This is a genomic window from Leisingera sp. ABM4_101 (assembly GCF_056158725.1).
This window is the reverse complement of record NZ_JBSWTV010000002.1, coordinates 543,438-569,495: the sequence shown is the minus strand read 5'-3', so window position 1 is coordinate 569,495 and position 26,058 is coordinate 543,438. Positions and strand designations below refer to the sequence as shown.

Below are 26,058 nucleotides of genomic sequence, written 5' to 3'. Positions count from 1 at the left end.
CGGGGAGGTAGCTATGCAAGAAGTCATAAACGGAATTTTGGTGCGATTGGACGTGTCCGCGAGCGTGATAGCTATGGCGGGTTTCGCGGTGGCAGCCTTGCTTCTCTACTTTGGTTTGGCTGGAACCCTGGCCAGAAAATCACCCGCAGCGGCCCGTCTCTCATTGTTGGGTGATACCCGAAAGCGGATGCGCCGGGATATGAATCTGCTCAAAGAGCCGGAACCCTCTGCGGACGGGCTGATGAAAGCCTTCGTTCCGGCAGACCAGCGTGAGCGCTCTGCGCTGGAAAGCAAATTGTCCCAGGCCGGGTTTTCGCAAGCCGGAGCGCTGCAGAAATTCATGCTGATCCGTGTCTTTTTGGGGCTTGCCGTGCCTGGATTGCTGCTTTTGATCATCGCCGCCGGGAAAACGCCTGGCCTGCTTCCGCCAAATCCGGTCACCGGATTTGTTGCCGGCTGGACGAATCTGCAGGTGTTTCAGGGGCTCAGCAGCCTGGTTGGGGCGGGCTATTTCGGTCCGGTTTACGTGCTGAACGCACGTGCGGCCGCACGGCGCCGCAGAATTGAGGAAGCGTTTCCCAACGCTTTGGATTTGATGAGGATCTCAGTGGATTCCGGCTTGGGCTTTGATGCTGCCATGACCCGGGTTGGCAACGAGCTGGCAGTGGTCGCTCCCGATTTGGCTTTTGAACTGCTGAGTATGCAAAGGCAGGTTCAGGCTGGAAGGCAGCGGGAAGACGCCCTGCTGGACATGGCCAGCAGGACCGGCGTTGAGACTGCTAAATCCTTTGCCAATGTTGCCCTGCAGTCCATGCAGTTCGGAACCAGCATGGCATCAGCGCTGGCAACCTATTCTGAAGATTTACGGGAACAGCGGGAGATGCGGGCGCAGGAAATGGCCAACAAGCTGCCGGTTAAAATGTCAGCTGTTCTGGCTTCTTTGATGTTGCCAGCCTTGATCATGATCACGATCGGGCCAGTGGTAATCCGCTACATTCGCTTTATCGCCAGCTGAGCCGGAAAACGTTCAACAATTCGGGTTAAGTGCTGGAATTGGTTCTTTCTCGGTCGCTGATAGAGGTGATAAATTCGCCTATTAATTGAAAAATTGACCTGTGCCACGTAATGCCTGTCAAACTCTTGACGAATTGCAGTGAGCGAACCAGCATTATAAGGGTAACGAGGGGTAAATTGATATCAGCGCTTGCTAAGTCGCTAAAGGCGCTAAGTTAAATGAGTACATGTTACTGTGGGGGATGCGCGTTATGGGGACCAATGCGCTTTTTGACACCCGCACCATCCAAGCCGCTGAGGCTGGAATGATCGCGCCTATTGCGCGGTGGTGTGAGTGCCTTCATGGCTGTGCGCCGTTCAGGGATGCATTGCGCGCCTTGGCTGCAGCCATCAATGGAGAAGCTGCAGCTGTTTGCAGAGTTTCGACCGGCAGTGGCCGGCTTTCCGGATCAGTTATTTATGACGCGGTGGTGGCCGCGGGGAAGGGCCCGCCGCTTGAGCGGTCATTTGCAAGATCCGTGCTGGGGACATATCTGGACAAGGCAAAGCCAGGGCTGATCTGGTACAAGTCAATGAGCGGCGAAAACCAGGAACCAGCGCTTGAGCAATTTCATTCAGCGCGCAAATTGGCCGAGCTTGCTGTCATTCCACTCTCCTCCGGCAAACAGCACATAGATTTTCTGGAACTTCATTTTGCCGCCAGTCCAGGAGCGGTGCAGCAGGCGCTGCTGAACATGATTTCCGGCACGCTGGTGGGCACCTGGACCAACCGGTCGCCAGGCTTGTATACGGAGGCCTGTTTGAAGGGGCGCCGGCTGCGCAGGCACCGGGATGTTCAAGCGCATCTTTTGAGTATGGAGAACCCTGCTCAGCTGAGCCGCGCGGAATACCGAGTCTGTGTGCTGCTGAGTAAAGGTCAGCCCGCCAAGCGGGTGCAAAATGACCTGGGGATTTCTAAGTCAACGCTGCGGACGCATCTGCGCAACATCTATGCCAAGACGGGCTCCCGCAACCTGACAGAGCTGGTGTATAATCTGGTCTCAGTCGATACGTTTTCAGGCCATCTGCCCCGGCGCGGTTCCGCTGCATGACAGCCGTGATGGAATTTGTGCCATTGATCGCGGCCAGCCCGCTGTTGCTTTATGCCGGGATTGAAGATGTGCGGCGCCTGCATATTTCAAACCGCTTGGTGCTGTGCTTGATGGGGGTGTTCGTCCTCACGGCCCCGGCGCTTGAGATGCCTGAGGCCGGGATGCGGCTGCTCGCGGCTGGGACGGTGTTTGTGGTTTGCTTTCTATTGTTCTGCCGGCGTGTTCTGGCAGGCGGTGATGTGAAAATGATGTCAGCAGCACTGCTGTTCGTGCCTTCACTTTCCTTAAGCAATTACGGCTGGAGCTTCAGCATCTCTATGATTGCCGCCGTTGCCGCCGTTTCCGCGCTGCGGCGGACATGCCTGTTTCCGGGGCAAGCCCGATGGGCCGCGGTCGCGCAACCTGGCAAACTGCCCATGGGTCTGGCAATCTCCTTGTCACTGGCAATGCTGCCTGCGGTCGAACTGCTTACTTCCTGAAATTCTTTTCTGTGACCAACGGCGTGCAGCGGCTGAAACTGCTGTCTGAGCCAGCAGGGCTTTTCTCAAACACCTGAGATACAATACAGATTTTTCTTCGCCGGATGTTGAGGCCGGCTGACGGAGGCGGCCGACAGCATGTGCTGTGCTGTTAACGGAATGAGGAACAGTTTCTGACAGCGTTAAACCGCAAAAATTGCCAGTCTCAGCTCGGATTATTCGCCTGCGATTTACGCTTTTTTACCGGGATACTCATAACTCTGCTTTTGCCGTCAGCGGCAACTGCAGAGCGTAAACTCTTGTTCCTCAGAGCAAGGGGTTGCGCGTCACCAACGCCTGTTTGAAAGCCGAGAAAAGCGCATGGGGATATTGGATTGGGTCAAGGACCTCGTGGCCAGCAAAACTGGCTCGAAGGGAAATGACAAAATAGATGGATCCACGGGCGACGACACGATCGATGCCGGAGAAGGACAGGATTCCGTTGCAGGCGAAGAAGGTGACGACGTTATCGATGCCGGTGCTGGCAATGATACGGTTTATGGTGACATGGGAGACGGGTTCGAGCAGGGCCTGGATGCCAGCCCGCTGGTTCTGGACATCTACAACATCCAAGGCATCTCGCACGATGGATGGACGGGGTCTTCGGGTGACTACGCCGTCTTCAAAGATGTTGCGACTTTGAATGACGGTTCCAAGGTTTGGGGCAAACTGGTCCTTGTTGAAAAGTCAAACCCGTATATGTCGGTGGAATTCGGTTACACTCAGGGGGCTGAAATCCTGCTGGACGGTGATGATCCCGGAGATCAGGCCACTTTCCGGCTGGAGTTTTTCGATCCGGCGACCGGCGAACCCGTATATCTGAACTCGACTGCAACCTTCAATGACGTCGATGACAACAGCGGCTACGGCGACGCCGAGGCGGTGATCATTGACGGTAACAGCTTCACCTCCTTTGGGGTGTCTGCAGATTCTTCTCTTAGCACGGCTGTCAATGGCAACATGGTGACAGCTACCGGAGCGGAGAAAAACGCCTACACCGATCAGGATGCTTGGTTTTCCGCAGAGTTTGAAGACCGCTCCTCCATCGAATTTACTTTGCAGACCCGCGAAGGCCCCGCTGGCTTTACGCTGTCTGGCGATACCATTGACAATCCTGTTGTCACTCCGATCGAGCAAGGAGCCGATACAGTTCTGGCCGGGGCGGGCAACGATGTTGTTTTTGGCCAAGGAGGAGACGACTCCCTTTACGGCGAAGAAGGTAATGACAGTCTGGATGGCGGTGATGGCGACGATGTCATCGACGGCGGAGTTGGCGCCGACACCCTGATTGGCGGAGCCGGCGGCGATACCTTGGCGGGCGGAGACGGTGACGACTATATCGAAGGGGGGGCAGGCAACGACAGTTTGACCACCGGGCTTGGCAATGACACGCTGATCGGCGGTGAAGGCGACGACACTCTGAGAAACTCTGCTGGCGACGACAGCTTGGTTGGCGGGACCGGTAATGACAGCATCGTAGCGACTGACGGCAATGACACCCTCGAGGGCGGGGATGGCGCCGACACCATGTATGGCGGCAACGACAACGACGTTCTGTCCGGCGGGCTGGATGCGGACCTTATGTACGGCGAGGATGGTAACGACAGCCTTGATGGCGGCGACGGCGATGACGTCATGGATGGTGGTCTTGGCTCCGATACGCTGATTGGCGGTGCTGGCGCTGATACGATCGCTGGTGGGGATGGTGACGACTACATTGATGGCGGCGATGGCGACGACAGCCTGACCACCGGCTTGGGTAACGACACGCTGATTGGCGGTGCTGGCAATGATACGCTCAGAAACTCGGCTGGCGACGACAGTCTCGTCGGCGGGACCGGCAATGACAGCATCGTGGCGACCGATGGCAACGACACTCTGGAAGGTGGCGACGGTGCCGACACCATGTACGGGGGCAACGATAACGACCTCCTGATTGGTGGCAGTGGCGATGATCTGATGCACGGCGAGGCTGATGCGGACACCTTTGAAATGTCCGATGGTTTCGGCAACGACACTTTGACCGGCGGGGAAACCGGGAACGACTTTGATACTGTTGATGTTTCTGCCGTCACAGCAGGGGTAACGGTCACCTATACGGGTGATGAGGCAGGCACGATTACCGACGGCACAGACACGATCACATATTCCGAGATCGAGGCGCTGGATCTGACGGACCAGGCCGATTTGGTGGACGCTTCTGCTGACAGCGCTGGTGTGGATATCGATGCGGGCGCTGGCGACGACACCGTTACGCTGGGTGCCGGCAATGATATTCTGACGACCGGTTCCGGCTACGACGACGTAATCCTGACTGCAGCAGGCGGGATTGATACAATAAGCGATTTCGATATCGGTGATGACGACGCTGATGGCTTTTTCAACGACCAGCTGGATGTATCCGCACTGACCGGCGGCACGGGGCCGAGCGGTGCGATCCGCACTCATGATGTTTCCGTTTCAGATGACGGCAGCGGCAATGCGCTTCTGACGTTTCCAGGCGGTGAAAAACTTGTGCTGCAAGGGGTAGCTCCTGCTCAGATCACCTCAAATGCGCAACTTTTGTCTGCAGGTATTCCGTGTTTTACCCCAGACGTTCGCCTGGCTACGCAACGCGGTGCCATACCTGCAGGAAGAATTCAGGTGGGCGATCTGCTGCAAACCGCAGACAATGGTTATCAGCCGGTCATCTGGGTTGGAAAACGAACACTCTGCCCGGCTGAGCTGGTTCAACGTCCCCATTTAAGGCCCTATTGTGTCTCTCCTGGCGGGCTCCTGTCCCCGGAACGCCCGATGCTGTTGTCGCCGCAGCACCGCTTGCTTTTGGGCCGACATGCCCTTTCTGGAAATCCCAGTCAGGATGAGCGCTTTGTGCCTGTCAAGCTGTTGGCTGATATAGACCAGAGCTGCAGTCAAAAGGTATTTGCCGCCGAACCGGTTACCTATGTGCATCTTATGACAGAGCGGCATGAGGTGATTTTCGCTGAAGGTATAGCCACAGAAACGTTTTGGCCAGGCCCTGAGGCGGTACGCGGATTGAGCCGGGCGGATATGCGGGAGCTGTTTGATCTTTTCCCGGACCTGGCATCCGTTCACGGGCTTTCCGGTGAAGCGGGGCGCAGCCATGTTCGGTCTACCTACGGTGACTTGGCCCGTCAGGTTCTGAAAAGGCGCGATCTGCAAGGCATTCAGGTAGCATGATGTTCGTCATCCGCTACAATGCGGATGCTGCCACGGCGTGAGCATTTCGACTGTATCCAGGGTTATTTATTCCGTTATGGAATAGCTGGAGGACTCAATCTCATTGGCGTTGGACCGTGATTTCCCGGATAAAGACGCAGCTGTATTTTGAGGAGGCTGCATGGACCGCGCCGAGATTGTGCACCAAAATTTCCTGAACCGCGTTCAGGCTGGAGATTTCCCGGCAGGCGCCGTTCCTGCCGGGCCATTGTCTGCTGTTGAAGCTGTTTCAGTCTATCGCTCGCAAGTTTTGAGCCGGGCGTTGGATTTGACCAGCCGGTCCATGCAGAAGGCGGGAGAGGGGTTTTATACCATCGGCTCCTCCGGGCACGAAGGGATGGCAGCGGTCGCGCAAGCCTTGCAGCCAACAGACATGGCCTTTCTCCATTACCGCGATGCAGCGTTTCAGATCGCCCGGGCAGATCAGGTGCCGGGGCAGCGGATTGCCTGGGATATGCTGCTGTCCTTTGCCTGCTCCAGCGAGGACCCGACGTCCGGTGGAAGGCACAAGGTGCTGGGGTCTAAGGCGCTGATGATCCCGCCGCAGACCTCGACCATTGCCTCGCATCTGCCCAAGGCGGTGGGCGCTGCCTATTCCATCGGTGCAGCCAAGCGGCACAAGCCGGAGCATCAGCTGCTGCCGGAGGATGCGATTGTCATATGCTCCTTCGGCGATGCGTCGGCTAACCACTCGACGGCGCAGGGGGCGGTCAACACGGCGGGCTGGACCTCGGTTCAGTCGACGCCGCTGCCCTTGCTGTTTGTCTGCGAAGACAACGGTATCGGGATTTCGACCAAGACGCCGAAAGGGTGGATCGAGGCCTCGATGTCGGGGCGGCCCGGCATCAAATATTTTAAGGCGGACGGGCTGGATATTTATAACGCCTATGCGGTGGCGCAGGAGGCGGCGGAGTATGTGCGGACGCGCAAGAAGCCGGCATTCCTGCACCTGCGCACGGTGCGCCTGTACGGTCATGCCGGGGCAGATATGCCGACCACCTATATGGCCAAGGCCGAGGTGGAAGCGGATGAGGCCAATGATCCGCTGCTGCATTCGGTGCGGCTGCTGGATCAGGCAGGCGCGCTGCGTCCCGAGGACGCGCTGAAGATCTACACGGACACCTGTGCGCGGGTTGAGCGAATCCGGGCGGAAGCGGTGACGCGGCCGCATTTGAAGACGGCTGCCGATGTGGCGGCTAGTTTGATTCCGCCCAAGCGGGATTGTGCGCCCAACAACGGCCCCAGTGCCGAGGCGCGCGCAGAGACGTTCGGCAGCGACATGCGGGCGATAGAGGAGCCGCAGCCGATGTCGCGCCTGATTAATTGGGCGCTGACAGACCTGATGCTGGAACACGGCGAAATCGTCATGATGGGCGAGGATGTGGGCCGCAAGGGCGGGGTCTATGGTGTCACTCAGAAGCTGCAGCAGCGGTTCGGGCCGGACCGGGTGATAGATACGCTGCTGGATGAGCAGTCGATCCTGGGGCTGGCGATCGGCATGGGGCACAACGGCTTCCTGCCCATCCCGGAAATCCAGTTCCTCGCCTATCTTCACAACGCCGAGGATCAGCTGCGCGGCGAAGCGGCGACGCTTTCGTTCTTCTCCAACGGGCAGTTTTCCAATCCGATGGTACTGCGGATTGCCGGGCTGGGGTATCAAAAGGGATTTGGCGGCCATTTCCACAACGACAACTCGCTGGCGGTGCTGCGCGATATTCCGGGGCTGGTGATTGCTTGCCCCTCGGACGGGGCTGAGGCTGCGATGATGATGCGCGAGGCGGTGCGGCTAGCGCGCGAGGAGCAGCGGGTGGTGGTCTTTGTCGAACCCATCGCGCTCTACCCGATGCGGGATCTGCAAGAGGCGAAAGATGGCGGCTGGATGCGCAGCTATCCGTCGCCAGACCGGCGCATTGGCTTGGGAGAAGTTGGCGTGGATGGGGAGGGCACCGATCTGGCCATCGTGACCTATGGCAACGGGCGCTATCTTTCGGCCCAGGCGCAGGCGGAGCTGGCGGCGAAAGGCGTGAATGCGCGGATCGTGGATCTGCGCTGGCTGGCGCCCATGCCGGAGGCTGCGCTGCTGAAGGCGGTCAAGAGCTGCAAGCATGTGCTGATCGTCGACGAATGCCGCATCACCGGCAGCCAGTCGGAGGCGCTGATGGCGCTGTTTGCAGAGCAGTCTGACCTTCCCACTGCGCGAATTGCAGCCAGTGACTGTTTCATTGCAACCGGACCTGCTTATGGCGCAACGCTGCCCTCGAAGGACAGTATCGTTGAAGCGGCCTTGACGCTTGCAGGAGGTGCATCATGACCCGTACTGCTGTTCTGATCTGCCCAGGCCGGGGCAGTTACAACAAGGCCGAGCTGGGGTATCTGCATCGCCATCACGCGGACAAGGCGGCGCTGTTTGCCGGTTTTGACGCGCAACGCAAAGCTTCCGGGCAGGAGGAGATTACTGCGCTGGACGGCGCAGCGCGGTTTTCGGTGTCGAAGTATTCCCGCGGGGATATTGCCTCGCCCTTGATCTATGCCTCGGCTCTCGCGGATGCACAGTCCCTGGCGGAGGAAATCGAGGTGGTTGCGGTCACCGGCAACTCGATGGGCTGGTACATTGCACTGGCGGCGGCCGGGGCGCTGAGCGCAGATGGCGGGTTCAACGTTGTGAACACCATGGGCACCCTGATGCAGGAGCAGCTGATCGGCGGCCAGCTGGTCTATCCATTTGCCGGGGCGGACTGGCAGAACGATCCCAGGCGCAAGGCGGAGCTGCTGGTGCTGGCGGCAGAGATCGATGCGCGCGAAGAGCATGTTCTGGCACTGTCGATTGATCTGGGGGGCATGCTGGTCCTGGCCGGGAACGAGGCCGGGCTGCGGGCGTTCGAGGCGGCGGTGCCGGTGGCGGATGAGCGTTTCCCGATGCGGCTGGCCAATCATGCGGCGTTTCACACCAGCCTGCAGGCGCCGGTGGCGGCTGAGGGGCGCAAGCGGCTGAGGGCGGAGATGTTCACCCAGCCGCAGGTTCCGCTGATCGACGGGCGTGGCCAGATCTGGTGGCCGGGGGCAACAGATAACGGAACGCTCTGGGACTACACGCTGGGGCATCAGGTGTTGGAGCCTTATGACTTCACCCGCGCGGTGCAGAATGCCGCCTGCGAGTTTGCACCGGATCTGTTCATCGTCACCGGCCCCGGCACCACGCTGGGCGGCGCGGTGGCGCAATCGCTGGTGCACTGCGGCTGGCAGGGGATGGTATCCAAGGATGTCTTCAAATCACGGCAGGCAGACGCGCCGCTGCTGGTGTCGATGGGGGATGCGGTGCAGCGCGCTTTGGTGACGGGTTGAACCTGCCGCAAGGGGAGGGGCTCTCGCGCCTGTTGCCTGCATCCAAGATGCGGGCAAAGCAGCCTTGGGCGTGGCCCTGCCCTGCGGGCAGGGCGGAAGGCTTTTGCCGAGACGGCCTTCAGAGGCGGCTTTGCTCCCGAAGACCGTTTTCGACTAGGGAGGCTTCATCCACGCCCCAAGGGTGAACCGCGCGACGGCTGCGCCGCCTTGACCCAGGGCTGAACGGCAGGGGCTATTCGGCGGCGGCTTGCGGTTTCTCGGCAGCCGGGATGGCAAAGCAGGTGACCGGCTGAGACACATTGTGCAGGCTGACCGCTCCGAGGGGGATGCCCTGGGAGGGATTGCTTAGAATGTCGTGGCTGACAACAACCGCGTGGCTGACGGTCTTGCCGTAGTCGCCGAGCCGGGCGGCGATATTGGCGGCCTGGCCGATCACCGTGAAGTCCAGCCGCTCGCGCGAGCCGACGTTGCCGTAGGTGACGCGCCCGTAAGCGATGCCGATGGCAGCTTCGCAACGGTGGCCGTCCGGCTGATTGGCGATCTCCTCCAGACGGGTGACGATGGCGCGGGCGCTGTTCAGGGCCTGCTGCCGGGCATGCGCCGGGTTGCTGCCGGCCGGGAATACCGCCAGCACAGCGTCGCCGATGAACTTCAGCACTTCGCCACCGTGATCATGCACGAGGGTCGAGGCGGTCTCGAAGAACTGGTTCAGAAGCGCAATATAGTCCTGGCGGCCCAGCTGCTCTTCCAGCCGGGTCGAGCCGCGCAGGTCGCAGAACATGATGGCGGCGTCGATCTCGTCGCCGTCGCCGCGGCGGATCTCGCCGCCGAGCACCCGGGCGCCGGTTCGCTTGCCGACATATGTCTCCAGGAGAGACTGAGCGTTTTCGCGCTGCATGAAGATTTCATAGTAGCGGGCGATCACGTCGGAGCATTCGAAAATCAGCCCCAGGTTGGCAGTGGAGAAGCCGTTTGTGTGGTTGCTGGTAAGCGTCAGCACATTGATGCGCCCGTCCGAGAACCGCAGGGGCATGGCAACATAGTCGGTGGCGCCTTCATTGCGCAGGTCTTCGAGGATCGGGAAGGCATCATCCGTGCAGCAGCGGTCCAGCCGGTGCCGCACGCCGCCCAGACCGTTGGAGACATGCCGTAGCGGACTGTTCTGATATGCGGGGTGGTCGTGGATCTCGTAAGAGGGGGCATAGGTGGTGACCTCGCCCGTCTTCTTCTGCCAGATGAAATTCTTGCCCGCGATCAGCGGATGCAGGGACCAGGCCATGACCGAGAGGCGGGAGAGATAGATGCCCTGTTCGACGAATTTCTCCGCCAGGGCGGAGGTCAGCTCCTCTGGTGTTTGCACCAGTGCGGCATCACGCAGAAGCCAGTCTATCACCGGGCCGGATATATTGCCGTAGTCCGGCATCTCCACCGTGTTGCTGCCCAGGTCGAATTCCGCACCAGCGCCGGGCATAAAGCCGACATGGCCGGCAATGGCCGACGCTTCTGGCATGGCTTCTTCATAGGCCCAGACACCGTTTTGCACACCGCCATCGGGCAGCAGGATATCGCGGTAGCTGGCGGTGCCCTTGAACGGGCAGAAGGTTTGCAGATCAGTATGGGGTGAGAGCGGCGCCGTCACATCTTCGGCTGGGAAGTAGATCGCGGGCGGCAGCCGGGTTTCATACATAACCTTGGCGCGGCTGCTTTGCGCCAGGATGGTGCCATTGCGCCGGGCCGTGATCTGGCCCTGCAGCGGCTCGACAATGATGCCGTAGCCTTGTCGCGGTGCATGCACCTGTGTGTCCATCCCAGTGGTCCTTGTCCTTATGCCGAAACATGCCAAAACCAGGACCGGCCGGCTTGGGCCGGTTCTGGGCTATTTGGGGTTCTGGTGCCGGAATTCCAGAGGGGAACACAGGATGTTGAGCAAAGCGGAGCAAGTGCGCCCCGGGTCAGACCATGCGGATCACGTCCTTGCTGATCGACAGCACATAGCCGCGTTTGGCAATATTCTTGACCAGCAGCTCGCTGACCATCTGGTTACCCAATGTGTCGCGCAGACGCTTGATGCGGGTGGCGCCGGCGGCCTCCTCGCAATCGGCGGAGGCACGGCCGGAAATCACCGCCTCGATTTCAGCCCCTGACAGCACGTCGTCGTCCAAACGGGCTTCGGCCAGGACGGAGAGGGTCTCCATTGCGGCTGGTGTCAGCTTGAACCCCATATTGTTGAGGTAGACGGTGTTCTCGTCGCGGCTGATCAGCAGTTCGGTCACCTGGATGCCGGCCCGTTCGATCTGCGCCATGCGCCGGTTCAGCATCACCAGCATGCCCAGCACCGTCAGCGCCGCCACCATCATTGCAGTGGCAAAGACCAGCAGCACAAAGATCACCATCCTGTAGCTGGTCAGCGTGTCGGCAAAGGCGGTTCCCGACTGGGCGAGGATCTCCAGGAGCTTGATCTCTCCTTGCGTGGTCAGGTCGTTCTCGATGAACAGGGTCTCGACCCGGGCGTTGAAGGCATTGGCATCGGGCAGGGTCAGCAGCAGCACGGTGCCTGCAATCACCAAGAGCGCTACTATGGCGGCGATGCCAAGCGCAATCACCTTGCTGCCGGAAGCGCGGGCCTCAGAAACGGAGATAGTAGGATCCGGCATTTGCCTTCCTCTGCTGCAGGCCTTCAGGGCCAAAGACCGACAGGACATTCAAGAGTTTCCAACCGCCGGGTGCAATGCGGGCCTGAATTTCCTGGCGGGCCGCTTTCTTCTTGCAGGCGCCGGAAAGCTGGATGACGCCGTAATGCAGGCGCAGCGGATTGTCCTGCTTGGCCTTGTAGTCGGCATAGCAGTCAGCCGCCTGGGCCGGCGATGAAAGCGCCAGAAGGGCAGCCGCAAGGGCGGGTATCAGGAGGTGCTGTTTCATAGGGGCATCCTGCGTGGAAGCCGGGTGAAATTCAATAACCGCAGGGGGTTGAGGTGGCTGATATCCGATAACATGCGGCCGATATTGCCTGTCGGAAGGGGGCGGGAGCAGGTTGGGCTCATCCAAGCGCAATGGCTGCGCATCTGCCAATCAAGAAGAAAGGTCCCGACATGGCCCAGACACAAGCTTCCAAACCGCACCGCAAGTTCATCGCGCTGATCGTGGCAGTTTCGATTGCCATCACCGGCTTCTCTGCAGCTCCCGCCCGCGCCGATGAGGATGTCGCAAAGTTCATTGCCGGGATGGCGCTGCTGGGGATTCTGGGGGCTGCCATCAATGACGCCAGAAAAGATGACGACCGCCATGTTTCCCGGACTTATAACCCGCCGCATGACCATCGGCATGGTTCCGGGCATCATTCTCACAACCGCCACGGCGGTTATGTAAAACCGCTGCCGCCGCGAGTGCGCCGCTATGACCTGCCGGCCCACTGCGTGCGTTACTTCCCGCGCTACAGCTCCAGCTACCCGCTGGCCGGAAAAGGTTGCCTGGATCGTAACTACGGTCAGACACACAAGTTGCCGAAGGCCTGCAAGGTGACCTTCTGGAACGGCCAGCGCCACCGCACCGGTTTCAAGCCACACTGCCTCAAACGGCACGGCTACAGGATGGTTGGCCGGTAAGATAGACTTTCAGTTTCGAGCAGCAGCAAACCTGGGGGGCTTCGGCTCCCCCTTTTTGTGCGGCTTGCATCCGGGACCGGGATTGGGTTTGTCAGGGGCATGACACAGCCTGACTATAATCTGGAAGACGCCGCCCGATTCAAAGGGTACCTGAGAATTGCCGGAGTGGACGAGGTGGGCCGCGGCCCGCTGGCCGGTCCGGTGACTGCCGCAGCGGTGGTGCTGGACGTCTCTGCCATTCCTGCAGGGCTCAACGACTCCAAGAAACTGAGCCCGAAGAAACGGGAGGCCGTGGAGGCGGAAATTCTTGCGACTGCTGATGTGGCCATTGCCCATGCGACGGTGGAAGAGATTGATTCTCTGAACATTCTGCGGGCCTCGCATCTGGCGATGGAGCGCGCGGTTGCGGCATTGAACCCGGCGCCAGACTATCTGCTGATTGACGGCAACATGATCCCTAAAGGGCTAAGCCTGTCTTCTGAAGCCGTGGTCAAGGGGGACGCCAAGTCACTCTCGATTGCCGCCGCTTCAATTGTCGCAAAACTGGCACGCGACCGGATCATGGTGGATTTGGCGCAACAGTTTCCGGGATACGGCTGGGAGAAAAACGCAGGCTATCCATCGAAACAGCACCGTGAAGCGCTAGCTAATCTTGGTGTGACCCCACATCATCGGCGCTCGTTTAAGCCGGTACACAATATCTTGTATCAAGAGTGAACCGTAGGGCGTTGTTATAATAAACAAATTGACCTCGAATCCGCGATGACTTATCCTGTGGACAACCTAATGAGCGCAAAAATGCGCCGCGGTTATGAGGCAGAGCAATGAATAAAACCATGACAAAGGGCGCGGCAGCGCTCCCTTTAAACACGATTATTGGCGGGGACTGCGTCGAAGCGATGAACAGTCTGCCGGCCAATTCGGTTGATCTGATCTTTGCGGATCCGCCGTATAACCTGCAGCTGAAAGGCCAGCTGCACCGTCCTGACAACTCCAAAGTCGATGCCGTGGATGATCACTGGGACCAGTTCTCCAGCTTCCAGGCCTATGACCAGTTCACTCGCGAGTGGCTGAAGGCAGCGCGCCGGGTGCTGAAGCCGAACGGCTCGATCTGGGTGATCGGCTCGTACCACAATATCTTCCGCGTCGGCGCCGTGCTGCAGGACGAAGGCTATTGGGTGCTGAACGACGTGATCTGGCGCAAGTCGAACCCGATGCCAAACTTCCGCGGCAAGCGCTTTACCAATGCGCATGAGACGATGATCTGGGCGTCCAAATCCGAGGGTGCCAAATACACTTTCAACTACGAAGCGCTGAAGGCACTGAACGAGGGCATCCAGATGCGCAGCGACTGGGTGCTGCCGATCTGCACCGGCCACGAGCGGCTGAAGGACGAAAACGGCGACAAGGCGCATCCGACGCAAAAGCCGGAATCGCTGCTGCACCGGATCCTGGTCGGCGCGACCAACCCGGGCGACGTGGTGCTGGATCCGTTCTTTGGCACTGGTACCACCGGTGCGGTGGCCAAGATGCTGGGCCGCGAGTTCGTCGGCATCGAACGCGAGGAAGCCTACCGCAAGGTAGCGGAGAAGCGGATCAAGGCGGTGCGCAAGTTCGACCGCGAAGCGCTGGAGGTTTCCGCCAGCAAGCGCGCGGCGCCACGGGTGCCCTTTGGGCAGCTGGTGGAGCGCGGCATGCTGCGCCCGGGAGAGGAGCTCTATTCGATGAACCGCCGCCACAAGGCGAAGGTGCGGGCAGACGGCACCCTGATCGGCGACAACATCAAGGGTTCGATCCATCAGGTCGGTGCACATCTGGAAAATGCTCCGTCCTGCAACGGCTGGACTTACTGGTGCTTCAAGCGCGATGGCAAGACCGTGCCGATCGACGTGCTGCGCCAGCAGATCCGGGCGGAAATGCAGAACTGACGCTCCTGGAGCTATTTAGTACCCAATAGTCTATTGCAGGTGCTTGTGCAATTTGCGCAGGCGCACACCTTGCCCCGCCTGGTTCAGGCGGGGTTTTTTGCAAGGATGCGGTCTGATGCGCTATTTCCTGATTGACGCAAGATCACTATTTGAAGTGCGATGCCTGCCGCAGCCAGCGGGAAGAGGGAGAGCCAATGACCGATACGGCGTTTGCAACAGGACCCGGAGCTGCCAGTGCAGCAGAAGCAAGCCGCCAGGAGCTCTCTGCTGCGGAGGGCAGGTTTGCGGAAGCTGCACTGGATGCGCACAAGCGGCGCGGGCTGCAGCTTGCTGTGCGGGCGCGATGGATCGCGCTGCCGATCGTCGCGGTATTCATCGTCTTTCTTAACCCTGTCTGGAGCGTGCTGTATTACCACGGACTTCTTGCGCTTCTGTGCCTGAATGGCTGGTTTATCGGCCGGGCGGGAAAGGTTGGCAAATCGCGGCTGGAGCTGTTCCTGATCTTCCTTGACCTGGTGATCATGACATTTGCGCTGGTTGTGCCCAACCCGTTTGATGCCCGCGAAATACCTGCGGCGATGCACTACAGATTCGACAACTTCCAGTATTTCTTCATCATTCTTGCAGCGGGCACTATGGCCTATTCCTGGCGCACAGTTATCGCGATCGGGACCTGGACCGCGATGATGTGGCTCAGCGCTCTGGGGCTGGTCTGGTGGTTCTCCAGCCCAGTTCCTGGCTTGACGGAGGCTGTTGGTGCGGCCCTTGGGTTTGAGCCGGAACTGGCACAATTCTTTGACCCGAACAGCTTCGTGATCAAGCTACGGGTGCAAGAGGCGGTTGTCTTTGTTCTGGTGGCCGTAACGTTGGCTTTTTCGGTGCGCCGTTTCAATGGGCTCTTGCGCAACAATGCTAGCCTGGAACGGGAGCGGGCGAACCTGTCGCGCTACTTCTCGCCCAATGTGGTGGAACAGCTGTCACAGAACGATGAGCCGCTGAAGCAGGTGCGCAGCGAGAACGTGGCGGTTCTGTTCATCGACATCATCGGCTTTACCCGGCTGTCAGCAGGCATGGACCCGCACGCGGTGATCGACCTGTTGCGCGAATTTCATGGCCGGATGGAACGGGAGGTGTTCCGCCATCACGGAACGCTGGACAAGTATCTGGGAGACGGGCTGATGGCGACCTTTGGCACGCCGGTGGCTGGCAAGCAGGACGCCACCAATGCACTGGCCTGCGCCCTCGCGATGCGGGCTTCGCTTGCGAGATGGAACCGGGGCCGCGCCAAACAGGGGAAGCCCGAGATCCGGGCAGGGATTGGTATTCATTATGGTGAGGCGCTGCTGGGCGATATCGGTGCCAACCGGCTGGAATATGCGGTTCTGGGTTTGACAGTGAACATCGCCGCGCGGCTGGAGAACCTGACGCGCAGGCTGGAGGCTAGTATTGTTGTCAGCGAAACTGTGGACGCGCAGGTCAAGGCTGAGCTGGCCAGCCTGGACCTGCTGGCCGGCGCAGCCCGCCATCCAGATCAGGAAGTGCGCGGGCTGGATCAGCCGATGACGGTTTTGGCTTGGGCCTGACCTCTAACGCGGCATCGGGTTCTGCGCCTTGTTATAGGCGTGCCAGTCGGTGATTTCGGGATAATAAGTCTGCCGCCAACGGCGCACCCGCGGGTTCATCACACGCCGCCACAGGGGCGGGATCATCGCGGCAATTGTCATTACCGGATAACCGTAAGGCAGCTGCGGGGCGTCAGCTTCAGTGTAGTTCTGCAGCAGCGGAAAACGGCGGTTCGGCTTGTAATGGTGGTCCGAATGGCGCTGCAGGTTGATCAGCAGCCAGTTCGATGCCTTGTGCGCCGCGTTCCAGGAATGGCGCGGCTGGACCGGCTCGTATTTGCCCTCGCCCAGGTGTTTGCGGGTCAGCCCGTAGTGCTCGACGTAGTTGACCACTTCCAGCTGCCAGATTGCAGTGCCGGCCTGAACCAGGAAGAGGAGGGCACCAGTCAGCCCACCCAGCATCAGAGCTAGCAGAAGCATGGCTGCCTGCAACGCCCAGTAGCGGAAGAACGGGTTGGACCGGTCGGTCCAGGGGCGGTTTTTCTTGGCTAGCTTCTCCTTCTCGGCCTGGAAGGCGGAGTGCCAGCATTGCCGCAGCACGCGCGGATAGAAACGGTGAAAACCCTCGTTGTAGCGCGCAGTGACCGGATCGCGCGGCGTGCCGACATGGCGGTGGTGCACCAGCAGGTGCTCAGACCGGAAGTGCGAGTATAGCACCATCGCCAGCAGGATATCCCCCAGCCAGCGCTCCATCCGGCTGGATTGGTGCATCAGCTCGTGGCTGTAGTTGATGCCAACCGCGCCGGTCACAACGCCTACGCCAAAGAAGGCTGCGAATTTCTCGAACGCGCTTAGATGTTCTGCGTCGCTGACATACCAGATCAGCCCGAAAAGTGTGAGGAACTGAAGCGGCACCCAGGCCGCAGTCAGTGCCTTGTACCACTTGAGGTCGCTGTCCGGTGTTTCCGGGTCGGCGTTTTCCAGGTTGAGCCCGAACATCCCGTCCAGCAGCGCAAACAGGTGCCAGGTGACCAGCGGCGGCAGCAGCAGTGCCCAGCCGCCTTGCAGCGCCGCGATCCAGACCAGCGGCAGCAACAGGAAAGACATCCAGAACGGCAGGGCGCTTTGCCAGCGGGAAAGAGTTTCGGGGGCAATCATGCCGGGTCTCCCAAATCAGTCAGCGCGCGTTTGCGCAAACCCTATGCCCAGATTTCTGAAAACCCAATAGGGGCGCAGGGTAACTTAGCGGCCTTTGTATAGATCGAAGGCTTTGCGCATCACAGTTGGCAGGCTGGAAGGGCGGAAATCGTGGCGTTCAATCAATTCCTGCTCTGCACTTTGATTGAACCCGCCAGGCAATTCTGCAGTCATGACACGCAGGATCAGGTGAAAATGGGTGAAGGTATGCCGGACCTCGCCAGCCAGTTCCTGCCAATCCGCTTCAAAGGGCGGTTTCGGGATGGGGATATCTCTCCAGTCAGAACCGGGCCAGCCCAGCATACCCCCCAGTAGCCCCTTGTCCGGACGGCGTTCCAGAAGCCAGGTTCCATCGGCGGATTCCGCCAGATAGACAATTCCTTGCCGGGTGGGTTTCGGTTTCTTTGGCGTTTTTTTGGGCAGCTGGGCGGCGGTTCCGGCAACCCGCGCCGCACAGGGGCCGCGCCAGGGGCAGATGCCGCAGGCCGGGTTGCGGGGGGTGCAGATGGTGGCGCCCAGATCCATCACTGCCTGAGCGTAGTCGCCGGGCCGTTGCATTGGCGTGAGTTCTTCTGCGCGGTCTTTCAGGACCGGTTTGACGCCTGGGAGCGGGTCGTGAATGTCGTGAACGCGGGCCATCACTCGCTCCACATTGCCATCCAGCACAGTTTCAGGCCGGTCAAAGGCGATGGAGGCGATGGCCGCAGCGGTGTAGGGGCCGATACCAGGCAGCTTGAGCAGGCGCTCATAGCTGTCCGGGAAGCTGCCGCCGTGCTCCTGCGCCACCGCGCGGGCGCATTTCAGCAGGTTGCGGGCGCGGGCGTAATAGCCGAGGCCGGCCCATTCGCTCATCACGTCTTTGTCTTCCGCAGCAGCCAGATCCAGAACCGATGGCCAGCGGCTAGTGAAGCGGAGAAAGTACTCGCGGACGGCGGCCACGGTCGTTTGCTGCAGCATCACCTCGCTGAGCCAGACCCTGTAAGGATCCGGGCGGATGCCTGTGGCGCGGTCCGCCGGGCTTACACGCCAAGGCATCTCGCGGGCATGAATGTCATACCACGCAAGCAACTCTTCGCTCATCGCCGCGGAATTGCTCTTTAAGTCACGCATTGTTTATTCCTTGGCTTGCGGTTTGGCTGGCGCCTGCATTACCGCTCTTTACAATAGGGCAGGCAGTCGAGCAAAACCTAGATCATGGCATTCAGGCGCAGCACCACACGCGGGTTCTCCCGGACCTCCAAGCTCCTTAGCGAGCAGATCCGCAAGGCGGGGGAAAGCCGGGGATTCGCGGTATCGCGCCTGCTCACCCATTGGGAAGAGATCGCCGGGCCGGATATCGCTGCGATGGCGCGCCCGGTGAACGTAGGCTACGGGCGCGGCTCCTTTGGTGCTACTTTGACAGTGCTCACGACCGGCGCCAACGCGCCCATGCTCGAAATGCAAAAGGAACGCCTGCGCGAGCGGGTGAATGCGGTCTATGGCTTCAATGCCATCTCCAAGGTGCGGATCACGCAAACGGCGCCGACGGGTTTCTCCGATGGCCGCGTGGAATTCAAATATGCCCCCAAAGTGCAAGCGCCGCTTCAGCCAGACCCGCAGGATGCTGCGGAGGCCAGCAAAGCGGCGGAAGGGGTGGAAAACGACGATTTGCGCGCCGCCCTGGAACGCCTGGGGCGCAATGTGCTGACAAAACAAAAAACGCAAGGAAAGGGGTTCAAATGACCCGTCTCATGTCTGGTGTCTTTGCCGCGGTTGCGGTGGTTGCAGGTGGTTATGTCCTGTCAGGTTTCAGTGGCCAGAACAATCTGCCGCAAAACCCGCTGGTCGGCGCAGCCTTCGCGCAGGAGACTGAAGTGGATACCTCTACTATCACCGAGATGACCCTTGGCGCCGAGGATGCGCCAGTCACGCTGATAGAATACGCATCTTACACTTGTCCGCACTGTGCCAATTTCCACAACAATGTCTTCAAGCAGCTGAAAGAAGATTATATCGACACCGGCAAAGTGAAGTTCATCTACCGCGAGGTTTACTTCGACCGCTACGGGCTGTGGGCGTCGATGATTGCACGCTGCAACGGACCGGAGAAGTTCTTTGGCATTTCTGACTTGATCTATAAGGGGCAGTCCGAATGGGCACGCGCTGGGGGAGCGTCGGAGATCATCGACGAGCTGCGCAAGATCGGCCGCCTTGCAGGGCTGGAGAGTGAGCAACTGGAAGCCTGCTTGCAGGATGGAACCAAGGCACAGACCCTGGTGACCTGGTACCAGGAGAACGCGACCGAGCACGGTATCGAGTCGACACCTTCCTTCATTCTCAATGGCGAAAAGGTTTCGAACCAGTCTTATGATGAATTCAGAAAGCTGCTCGACGCAGAGCTGGAAAGCTGAGTGAAAACCTGTTCGCAGATTTGCGAAGCCCGGGCCATTTACCCGGGCTTTTTTTTCTCAGAGGTGTGAGCAGTCAGGGTGCGGGTGCTGAACTTTCCAGCAATGTCCTTAGGGCACTATCCCCGGCAACCTTCAGCCTGACCGGGAGGGTGATTACCTTTCGCCGGAATTTGTCCGGCAGGCGCACGGCATCCTTTTCCGTGGTGACAAGTTGTGCGTTTTGTTGCTTGGCCTCATTTTCCAGCCGGTTGAGAAGTGCAGTAGTCAACGGCTGATGGTCGTCCAGTGCCTCAGCCCGAATGATATCAGCCCCAAGGCCGCGCAAAGTGTTAAAGAACTTTTGCGGATGGCCGATGCCGGCAAAGGCCAGCACCCGGGTGCCGTTCCAGGGCATCCCGGTTTGCAGCGGCTCCAGCGCACCGGTGAAATGCGGCAGCCCCTGCAGCTGGTTGCCCCAGGCGGCGGCAAACTTCTTTTGGGCAGTATCCGTCCCCAGAGACAGGATGGCGTCGGCACGTTTCAGCCCAGTAGATACCGGCTCGCGCAATGGGCCCGCAGGCAGGCAGCGGCCATTGCCAAACCCTTGCTGAGCATCCACAACAACAAGCGACAGATCCTTGGCCACCGATGGATTCTGAAAACCGTCATCCAATATGATGACTGTGGCTCCTGCTGCGGCCGCCGCCTGGGCGCCTGCGGCCCGGTCCTTGGCGACCCATACTTCGCCAAAGGCGGCCAGCAACAGCGGTTCATCCCCGGTTTGCGCAGCCTCGTGCCGACCTGGAAACACCTGCACCGGCCCCTTCAGCGTGCCGCCGTAGCCGCGTGTCACAACATGCGGCTCGTGTCCCAGGTGGCGCAATGTCTCCAGCAGCCAGATCACTGTGGGCGTTTTGCCGGTACCGCCTGCGTTCAAATTACCGACGCAAATCACCGGGACACCCGGCGCGCCGGGAGTGCCCTTTGCAAGCCTGGAAGCGGTGGCGCGGGCATAGACCCAGCCGAGCGGCGCCAGCAAGGCGGCCCGCAGGTCAAAGGCGTTCGGTGGCTTGTGCCAAAAATCAGGGGGCCGCATGCGAAGCCTCTCGCTGGTCCAGCAGAACCTGGACCTTTTCCAGAAGTGTGTCAGTAGTTGCCGCACTTTCAGTTACACTCTGCCAGCCGGCCAAGGCCATTTCGGCAGCCTTGTCGGGCGCTGACAGGGCGACAACCGCATCTGCAAGTTCAGATTGCGTTAATACCGCTTGGGCCGCGCCAGCGGCTGCAAGTCTTTCATAGAGATCACGGTGCGCATGGACGCCCGGACCATGCAGCAGCGCAGATCCCAATGCGGCGGCATCCAGCGGTGACTGGCCCTGCGCTGCCGGGTCCAGGCTGCTGCCGATCAAGGCCGCGGGGGCGAGGCGGTACCATAGGCCCAGATCCTCGCCGCCGGTTAGCAGAACCTGCGTCAGGTCTTCCGGTTCAGCGCCGTCTTCCCAATCCGCAAAAGACAAGCCGCTGTTTTGCAGCAGGCTGCGGGCGGCGTCTAAGTTGGAATAATCGTCCAGGGCGACGACCAGCAGAAGCCGGTGCAGCAACCGCAGGGCAGATTTGTGCGCGTCCAATACGCGGGGCAGCTCGCTTAGTTTGGTATGGGCAGCCAGCCAGACAGGGCGGCTGCCCAGCGTTTGCTGCATGGCCGCAAGTTCATCATCATTGCAGCCGGGCGGAAGAGCGGACACCCGCAGTTTGCTGGCCAGCTCTACTCGTTCAATTGGAAAACCGACCCGGATCAGCCGGGCCTGAACGGCCTTTGACGGTGTCAGGATGCAGGTCAGCCCTTCCAGAAGGCGCCGCCGTTGATCCGGCAGCCAGCGGCTGGCACGGTTGGGCATTTCATCTTCCAGCAAATCTGCCAGCAGAACTCCGGTTCCCCGCTCGCGTAATTGCCGCAGCATGACCCGCCGTGCCGGAGTTCCGGTCCAGATGCAGGCGTCAGGTTGCCAGTGATCGAGGAAATCGCGGGACTCCGCCATCGTATCCTCTGCAAGCGGCCCGACAGGAATGTCGCAACCGACTGTTCCGGTCATCCGTAAACCAGGCTCCCAGCTTGCCAGAACCGAAAGATCAGGGCGCAAGGACTTAAGCCTGCGGCCGAGGTCGCAAAGAGCCAGGTAGCGTTCCGGCGTTGTGGCATGCACCCACAGCAGCTCGCCTCTTGGGCGGGGCTGCAGCACGGATTGGCGGCTGGGTGCGTTTGTTCGCCGTTGCATTTGGTTCGATCTGTTTTTTCCGGCCCAAAGTATCTGCAACATACCGGTTTGTCTGTGAAAAACTTGCGTCTGACCGTGGCGGGCCTGCGATGGCCGGATAAGGGTAAACCGGTTCAATGTCCAGCAATGCCTGGGCCGTTCGGGTTTAACGATCCCAGCAGAGCCTGGTGCAAGGGCCTGCTGGCAGCAATCACGCCGTTTAAGCGCGGGTTTGGATTATTGAAACGCAGCGGTTCGCCGTCCCGGTTCGTGATCGTGCCGCCGGCCTCCCGCACCAGCAGCTCGCCAGCCGCGATATCCCATTCCCAGCTGGGCCGCAGCGTCAGCATGGCCCCAAAGCGGCCATCCGCCACTTTGGACAAGCGGTAAGCCAGCGACGGCCTATAGCTGCGGATGAACTCCGGTGGAGCTCCGCCAATCCAATGGTGGGCTTGCAGGTTCGGTTTGGCGGCAAGGACTTCGGAGCTGGCCAGCTCTGCGTTTGCGGAAACCTGGATGGGTTTGCCGTTGCACGCCGCGCCCCAGCCCTTGGCAGCAGTGAACATCAGCCCGCGCTGCGGCAGGTAGATCACCGCCGCCGTCACCTCGCCGTGTTCCGCAACCGCAAAGGAATGCGCCCAGGTGCGGGAGCCTTCTGCAAAGCTGCGGGTTCCGTCGATCGGATCGACAATGAACACCCGGTCGCGCGACAATCGCACGCCGCTGTCCTCAGTCTCTTCAGACAGCCAGCCGTACTTGGGCCGCGCCTTCTGCAGCATGTCTTCAAGCATTGCATTCACGGCCAAGTCGGCCTCTGTCACCGGGCCTGCACCGCCCGGCTTGTCCCAGCTCTTGGCTTCAGGGCCTGTGTAACGGCAGGCGATATCCCCGGCTCGTTCCGCCGCTTTCACAAGCAGGGAAAGGTCAGTTGCCGGCAAGGGTCATCCCTTCAATCAAGAGTGACGGGACCACTGTAGACAAGTGCCGGCGCGCGTCATTTGCAGGCACGATCCGGCGCAGCATGTCATGCAGGTTGCCTGCAATGGTGCATTCATTGACCGGGTAAGCAATCGCGCCGTTTTCAACCCAGAACCCAGATGCACCGCGGGAATAGTCACCTGTGTTCGGGTTGATGGTGGAGCCGATCATAGAGGTGACGAGCAGCCCGGTGCCCATCTGCGCAATCAGGTCCTCGCGGCTGGCTTCGCCCTGCGTCAGCGCGATGTTCCACGTGGAAGGAGAGGGCACTCCGCCGATGCCGCGGGCGGCGTTGCCGGTGCTTTCCAGCCCCAGCTTGCGGGCAGAGGCGAGGTCCAGCGTCCAGCCGGTCAGCATCCCCTTGTCCACCACCGTGCGCTGGCGGGTTGGCAGGCCTTCGCCGTCAAAGGGGCGGGAGCCTGAAATCCGCGGCCGGTGCGGATCTTCGACAACGGACAGAGAGTTGGGGAGCACCTGTCGGCCGAGCGAATCTTTCAGCCAGGAGGAGCCGCGGGCAATTGCCGCGCCATTCGCGGCCGACATCAGATGCCCGATCAGGGATGAAGAAATGCGTTCGTCGAACAGGACCGGGAAGCTGCCGGTCTTGGGTTTGCGTGCACCCAGACGGGCAACGGCCCGCTCGCCTGCGGTAAGGCCAATTTCCCCGGCACTGCGCAGATCTTCTTGGAAGGTGCGGGAATCGCCGTCGTAATCCCGTTCCATGCCAGTGCCCGCGCCCGCGATCCCGGTGCAAGAGAGCGATCGGCCAGTACGCTGATAGCCGCCAGAAAAACCGTTGGTGGCTGCCAGATGCACCACGTGGCGGCCGTATCCGGCGGCGGCTGACTGTACTTGAGTGATGCCCTCGACCGCCTGGCAGGCTGCCTCGGCGGCCAGCGCGTCTGCCTGGAGGGAAGCCGGTTCCGGCTCTCCGCTTGGGTCTTCCAGCTCAAGTGCGGCAAGGTCCCAATCTTCGGCCAGCTGGAGACGAATCGGCGAGGCCCGCGTAGGGGTCTTCTGGCGCTTCCTTGGCCATGGCGACTGCACGTTCTGCCATTGCGGCTATCGTTTCCGGACGCATGTCCGACGAAGACACCAGGGCCTGGCGTTTGCCGATAAACACCCGCAGACCCAGATCGGTGCCTTCTGAGCGTTCTGCATGCTCCAGCTTGCCTTCGCGGACTTCGATGCTGAGAGAGCTGCCCTCCGCTGCCATTGCGTCAGCGGCATCCGCGCCAGCCTTGCAGGCGGCATCGATTAGGGCGTGGCAAAGCGCTTCGGGAGACTGGGTCATGGGCACCTACTGTTCTGCTCTCTAAAAGAGCTATCCAGTGAAGCGCCGTGCCGCAAGTGCAGGCCGCAAAAAAGGGGCTGCGTTTGGCAGCCCCTTTGCTGACCCCTTCAGGATTTTTATGCTTACTTAATGCGTTGTCCGTTGGCGTGGATCTGACCGCCTTCAGAGATTTCAATCTTCGAGGTCAAAGTGTCCTCGCCCTCGCCCGGCACAGCCAGCATTCCCATCATCATCCGCGCGCCCATGGCATCGCTGTCAGACATCAGGCCCATACCGATCAGCTTGTCGATCAGTGCGTTGGCACCTACCAGCTTGAGGTTGGCTTCGCCTGAGGGTGCAGGCATGCCGTCAAAGCTGACCAAGTCTTCATTGTTAAAGGTAAAATCGCCGGTGCCGGTCAACTCGGCGCCCGCCGCGGACACTTGCAGTTGTTTCACGGTCAGGGCGTTCAGCTCACCTGGCTGCTCATCACCCATTTCCACGGCTTCCATGGCTTCCGGGTCAAACAGGTCAAACAAAACCTTGCCCTTGCCAGCCAGGTCCAGAATGACTGTTGCCGGGTCATGCGGCAGCTGGCCGGTCGGGTCGACCATGCCCCACAGCATCTCCGGAACTGCAAAATCGCGCAGGGTGATACCCAGGGCGAAATCCTGCTCCGCGTCGGACTTGGCAAGCGGCATCATCAGCTTGAAACCAGTCTCCGCCATGCTGAGTGCCAGCGGGAACGGAATTTCCGAACCGGAGATATTCACGTTGGTGCCAACCTGTGAAACGTCGTAGGTCAGATGCTGCTTGTCCATTGCAACGGTGATTGCGCCGCCTTGGGAATTGCTTTCCATTGCGAAGCTTTCGCTGCCGTCCACCCCGGAGATTGCACCATTGCCGCCGGTAAAGGTGAATGTGCCGTCAAAAGCAAATCCTGCGTCCAGCAGCGCCGCCATATCCGGGCCTTCCAAATCAGCAGGAACGGTGCTGGTGCCAGTGAAGTTAAGCCCTTGCAAAGCCCCTTTGAAAGAACCGGTGCCATTGCTTTCCGGGTCGTTGAAACCCATGTCGTAGCTAAGGCTTTCAGCTGTCAGCGTTTGGTCGTAGCTGCGCGCTCCGGCGATTTTCATGTCAGTTCTTGTGGCAACGTCGTTCAAAACGATCCGTACTTTCGCCACCTCCGCTGGAACCGCTTCGCCGTCTGCGGTCAACTCGTCCAAGGTCATGGTAACTTTGGAGGAGTTGTAGTCGTAGCTCATGCTTTCCGCGTCGCCGGCCACTTTCATCGGGCTGCCGTCATGGGCATAAATCAGCTTGCCGGAGAAGGTTTCTCCTTCACCGGAAAACTCAAACCCCATGGGAAATTCCGCCGGTAGAAGCACGTTTACAGTGCCGTCACCGTTTTCCACGAATTGGATCTGCGGGAAGCTGATTGTGCCGGAACCGTCTTCTTCCGGGATAGGCATTACCATAGCAACATCGGAGACGGTCAACGTATTGCCGGACACGGCCTCGGAGCCGGAAACACTATAGCCAGTGCTGGTCAGATAGGCTTTCCAGTCGGCCCAGACATCCTGAGCGCTGAGATCAGCCAGCGCTCCCTGGGCGGAAACAACCAAAATTGCTGCTGCGGCTCCGCCGCGCGCAAAATTAACGGACATAAGAGAACCTTCCTCTGAGAGA

At 60.1% G+C, this 26,058-nt stretch carries 21 protein-coding genes and 1 pseudogene; 12 read left to right on the top strand and 10 right to left on the bottom strand.

Annotated elements, in window-relative coordinates:
- The first annotated feature begins 13 nt into the window (after positions 1-13).
- The 6 genes from ACXAEK_RS03780 (at position 14) to ACXAEK_RS03755 (ending at position 9,205) form a co-directional block, all read left to right on the top strand.
- The gene (locus ACXAEK_RS03780) at positions 14-1,015 is read left to right on the top strand and encodes a type II secretion system F family protein (RefSeq protein WP_475040003.1); all 1,002 of its coding nucleotides are present in this window, start codon (positions 14-16) and stop codon (positions 1,013-1,015) included.
- 250 nt (positions 1,016-1,265) lie between these two features.
- Entirely contained in the window at positions 1,266-2,105 is an 840-nt protein-coding gene (locus ACXAEK_RS03775; RefSeq protein WP_475040002.1) for a helix-turn-helix transcriptional regulator, read from the top strand.
- A complete protein-coding gene (locus ACXAEK_RS03770; protein WP_475040001.1) occupies positions 2,102-2,584 on the top strand; it encodes an A24 family peptidase in 483 nt (160 codons plus the stop codon). Before ACXAEK_RS03775 ends, ACXAEK_RS03770 begins: the two co-directional genes overlap by 4 nt.
- A 360-nt stretch (positions 2,585-2,944) precedes the next feature.
- The gene (locus ACXAEK_RS03765) at positions 2,945-5,824 is read left to right on the top strand and encodes a Hint domain-containing protein (RefSeq protein WP_475040000.1); all 2,880 of its coding nucleotides are present in this window, start codon (positions 2,945-2,947) and stop codon (positions 5,822-5,824) included.
- 160 nt (positions 5,825-5,984) lie between these two features.
- Positions 5,985-8,174 carry a dehydrogenase E1 component subunit alpha/beta gene (locus tag ACXAEK_RS03760; protein ID WP_475039999.1) on the top strand — a complete coding sequence of 730 codons (2,190 nt, stop codon included), beginning with the start codon at positions 5,985-5,987 and terminating at the stop codon, positions 8,172-8,174.
- Positions 8,171-9,205: an ACP S-malonyltransferase gene (locus ACXAEK_RS03755; RefSeq protein WP_475039998.1), complete on the top strand. Its 1,035-nt coding sequence runs from the start codon at positions 8,171-8,173 to the stop codon at positions 9,203-9,205. Before ACXAEK_RS03760 ends, ACXAEK_RS03755 begins: the two co-directional genes overlap by 4 nt.
- A 232-nt stretch (positions 9,206-9,437) precedes the next feature.
- On the opposite strand, the gene ACXAEK_RS03750 is transcribed toward ACXAEK_RS03755, so the two are convergent.
- The 3 genes from ACXAEK_RS03750 to ACXAEK_RS03740 form a co-directional block, all read right to left on the bottom strand.
- Positions 9,438-11,012, bottom strand: coding sequence for a DUF427 domain-containing protein (locus ACXAEK_RS03750; protein WP_475039997.1), 1,575 nt, complete (start codon positions 11,010-11,012; stop codon positions 9,438-9,440).
- A gap of 145 nt (positions 11,013-11,157) precedes the next feature.
- Positions 11,158-11,859, bottom strand: coding sequence for a winged helix-turn-helix domain-containing protein (locus ACXAEK_RS03745; RefSeq protein WP_475039996.1), 702 nt, complete (start codon positions 11,857-11,859; stop codon positions 11,158-11,160).
- Positions 11,831-12,124, bottom strand: a complete 294-nt coding sequence (locus ACXAEK_RS03740) for a hypothetical protein (RefSeq protein WP_475039995.1) — start codon at positions 12,122-12,124, stop codon at positions 11,831-11,833. The genes ACXAEK_RS03745 and ACXAEK_RS03740 overlap by 29 nt, the downstream gene beginning before the upstream one ends.
- Before the next feature lie 131 nt (positions 12,125-12,255).
- Here ACXAEK_RS03740 and ACXAEK_RS03735 point away from each other — a divergent pair, with 131 nt between their 5' ends.
- The 4 genes from ACXAEK_RS03735 to ACXAEK_RS03720 all read left to right on the top strand — a co-directional run bounded on the left by ACXAEK_RS03735 (position 12,256) and on the right by ACXAEK_RS03720 (position 16,318).
- Complete coding sequence (locus ACXAEK_RS03735) at positions 12,256-12,807, top strand: hypothetical protein (RefSeq protein WP_475039994.1); 552 nt, start codon at positions 12,256-12,258, stop codon at positions 12,805-12,807.
- Positions 12,808-12,906: 99 nt separating this feature from the next.
- Positions 12,907-13,524, top strand: a complete 618-nt coding sequence (locus tag ACXAEK_RS03730) for a ribonuclease HII (protein ID WP_475039993.1) — start codon at positions 12,907-12,909, stop codon at positions 13,522-13,524.
- Between the two features lie 107 nt (positions 13,525-13,631).
- Positions 13,632-14,735, top strand: coding sequence for a DNA methyltransferase (locus ACXAEK_RS03725; protein WP_475039992.1), 1,104 nt, complete (start codon positions 13,632-13,634; stop codon positions 14,733-14,735).
- 194 nt (positions 14,736-14,929) lie between these two features.
- Positions 14,930-16,318, top strand: coding sequence for an adenylate/guanylate cyclase domain-containing protein (locus ACXAEK_RS03720; protein WP_475039991.1), 1,389 nt, complete (start codon positions 14,930-14,932; stop codon positions 16,316-16,318).
- A gap of 3 nt (positions 16,319-16,321) precedes the next feature.
- On the opposite strand, the gene ACXAEK_RS03715 is transcribed toward ACXAEK_RS03720, so the two are convergent.
- Positions 16,322-17,455 (bottom strand): alkane 1-monooxygenase, encoded by a 1,134-nt coding sequence (locus ACXAEK_RS03715; protein ID WP_475039990.1) that lies wholly within the window; start codon positions 17,453-17,455, stop codon positions 16,322-16,324.
- A gap of 84 nt (positions 17,456-17,539) precedes the next feature.
- Positions 17,540-18,604 carry an A/G-specific adenine glycosylase gene (mutY, locus tag ACXAEK_RS03710; protein WP_475039989.1) on the bottom strand — a complete coding sequence of 355 codons (1,065 nt, stop codon included), beginning with the start codon at positions 18,602-18,604 and terminating at the stop codon, positions 17,540-17,542.
- Between the two features lie 84 nt (positions 18,605-18,688).
- Here mutY and ACXAEK_RS03705 point away from each other — a divergent pair, with 84 nt between their 5' ends.
- Positions 18,689-19,216, top strand: a complete 528-nt coding sequence (locus ACXAEK_RS03705) for a DUF721 domain-containing protein (protein ID WP_039130804.1) — start codon at positions 18,689-18,691, stop codon at positions 19,214-19,216.
- Entirely contained in the window at positions 19,213-19,884 is a 672-nt protein-coding gene (locus ACXAEK_RS03700) for a DsbA family protein (protein ID WP_475039988.1), read from the top strand. Before ACXAEK_RS03705 ends, ACXAEK_RS03700 begins: the two co-directional genes overlap by 4 nt.
- Positions 19,885-19,957: 73 nt before the next feature.
- On the opposite strand, the gene lpxK is transcribed toward ACXAEK_RS03700, so the two are convergent.
- The 5 genes and pseudogenes from lpxK to ACXAEK_RS03675 form a co-directional block, all read right to left on the bottom strand.
- A complete protein-coding gene (lpxK, locus tag ACXAEK_RS03695) occupies positions 19,958-20,959 on the bottom strand; it encodes a tetraacyldisaccharide 4'-kinase (RefSeq protein ID WP_475039987.1) in 1,002 nt (333 codons plus the stop codon).
- Positions 20,946-22,139: a 3-deoxy-D-manno-octulosonic acid transferase gene (locus ACXAEK_RS03690; protein WP_475039986.1), complete on the bottom strand. Its 1,194-nt coding sequence runs from the start codon at positions 22,137-22,139 to the stop codon at positions 20,946-20,948. Before ACXAEK_RS03690 ends, lpxK begins: the two co-directional genes overlap by 14 nt.
- Before the next feature lie 113 nt (positions 22,140-22,252).
- On the bottom strand, positions 22,253-23,056 hold the full coding sequence (locus tag ACXAEK_RS03685; RefSeq protein ID WP_475039985.1) for an inositol monophosphatase family protein: 804 nt from the start codon (positions 23,054-23,056) through the stop codon (positions 22,253-22,255).
- Positions 23,043-24,390: pseudogene (locus ACXAEK_RS03680) on the bottom strand (TldD/PmbA family protein). The gene ACXAEK_RS03685 and the pseudogene ACXAEK_RS03680 overlap by 14 nt, the downstream one beginning before the upstream one ends.
- 122 nt (positions 24,391-24,512) lie before the next feature.
- On the bottom strand, positions 24,513-26,036 hold the full coding sequence (locus tag ACXAEK_RS03675) for a DUF2125 domain-containing protein (protein ID WP_475039984.1): 1,524 nt from the start codon (positions 26,034-26,036) through the stop codon (positions 24,513-24,515).
- Between the last annotated feature and the right edge of the window lie 22 nt (positions 26,037-26,058).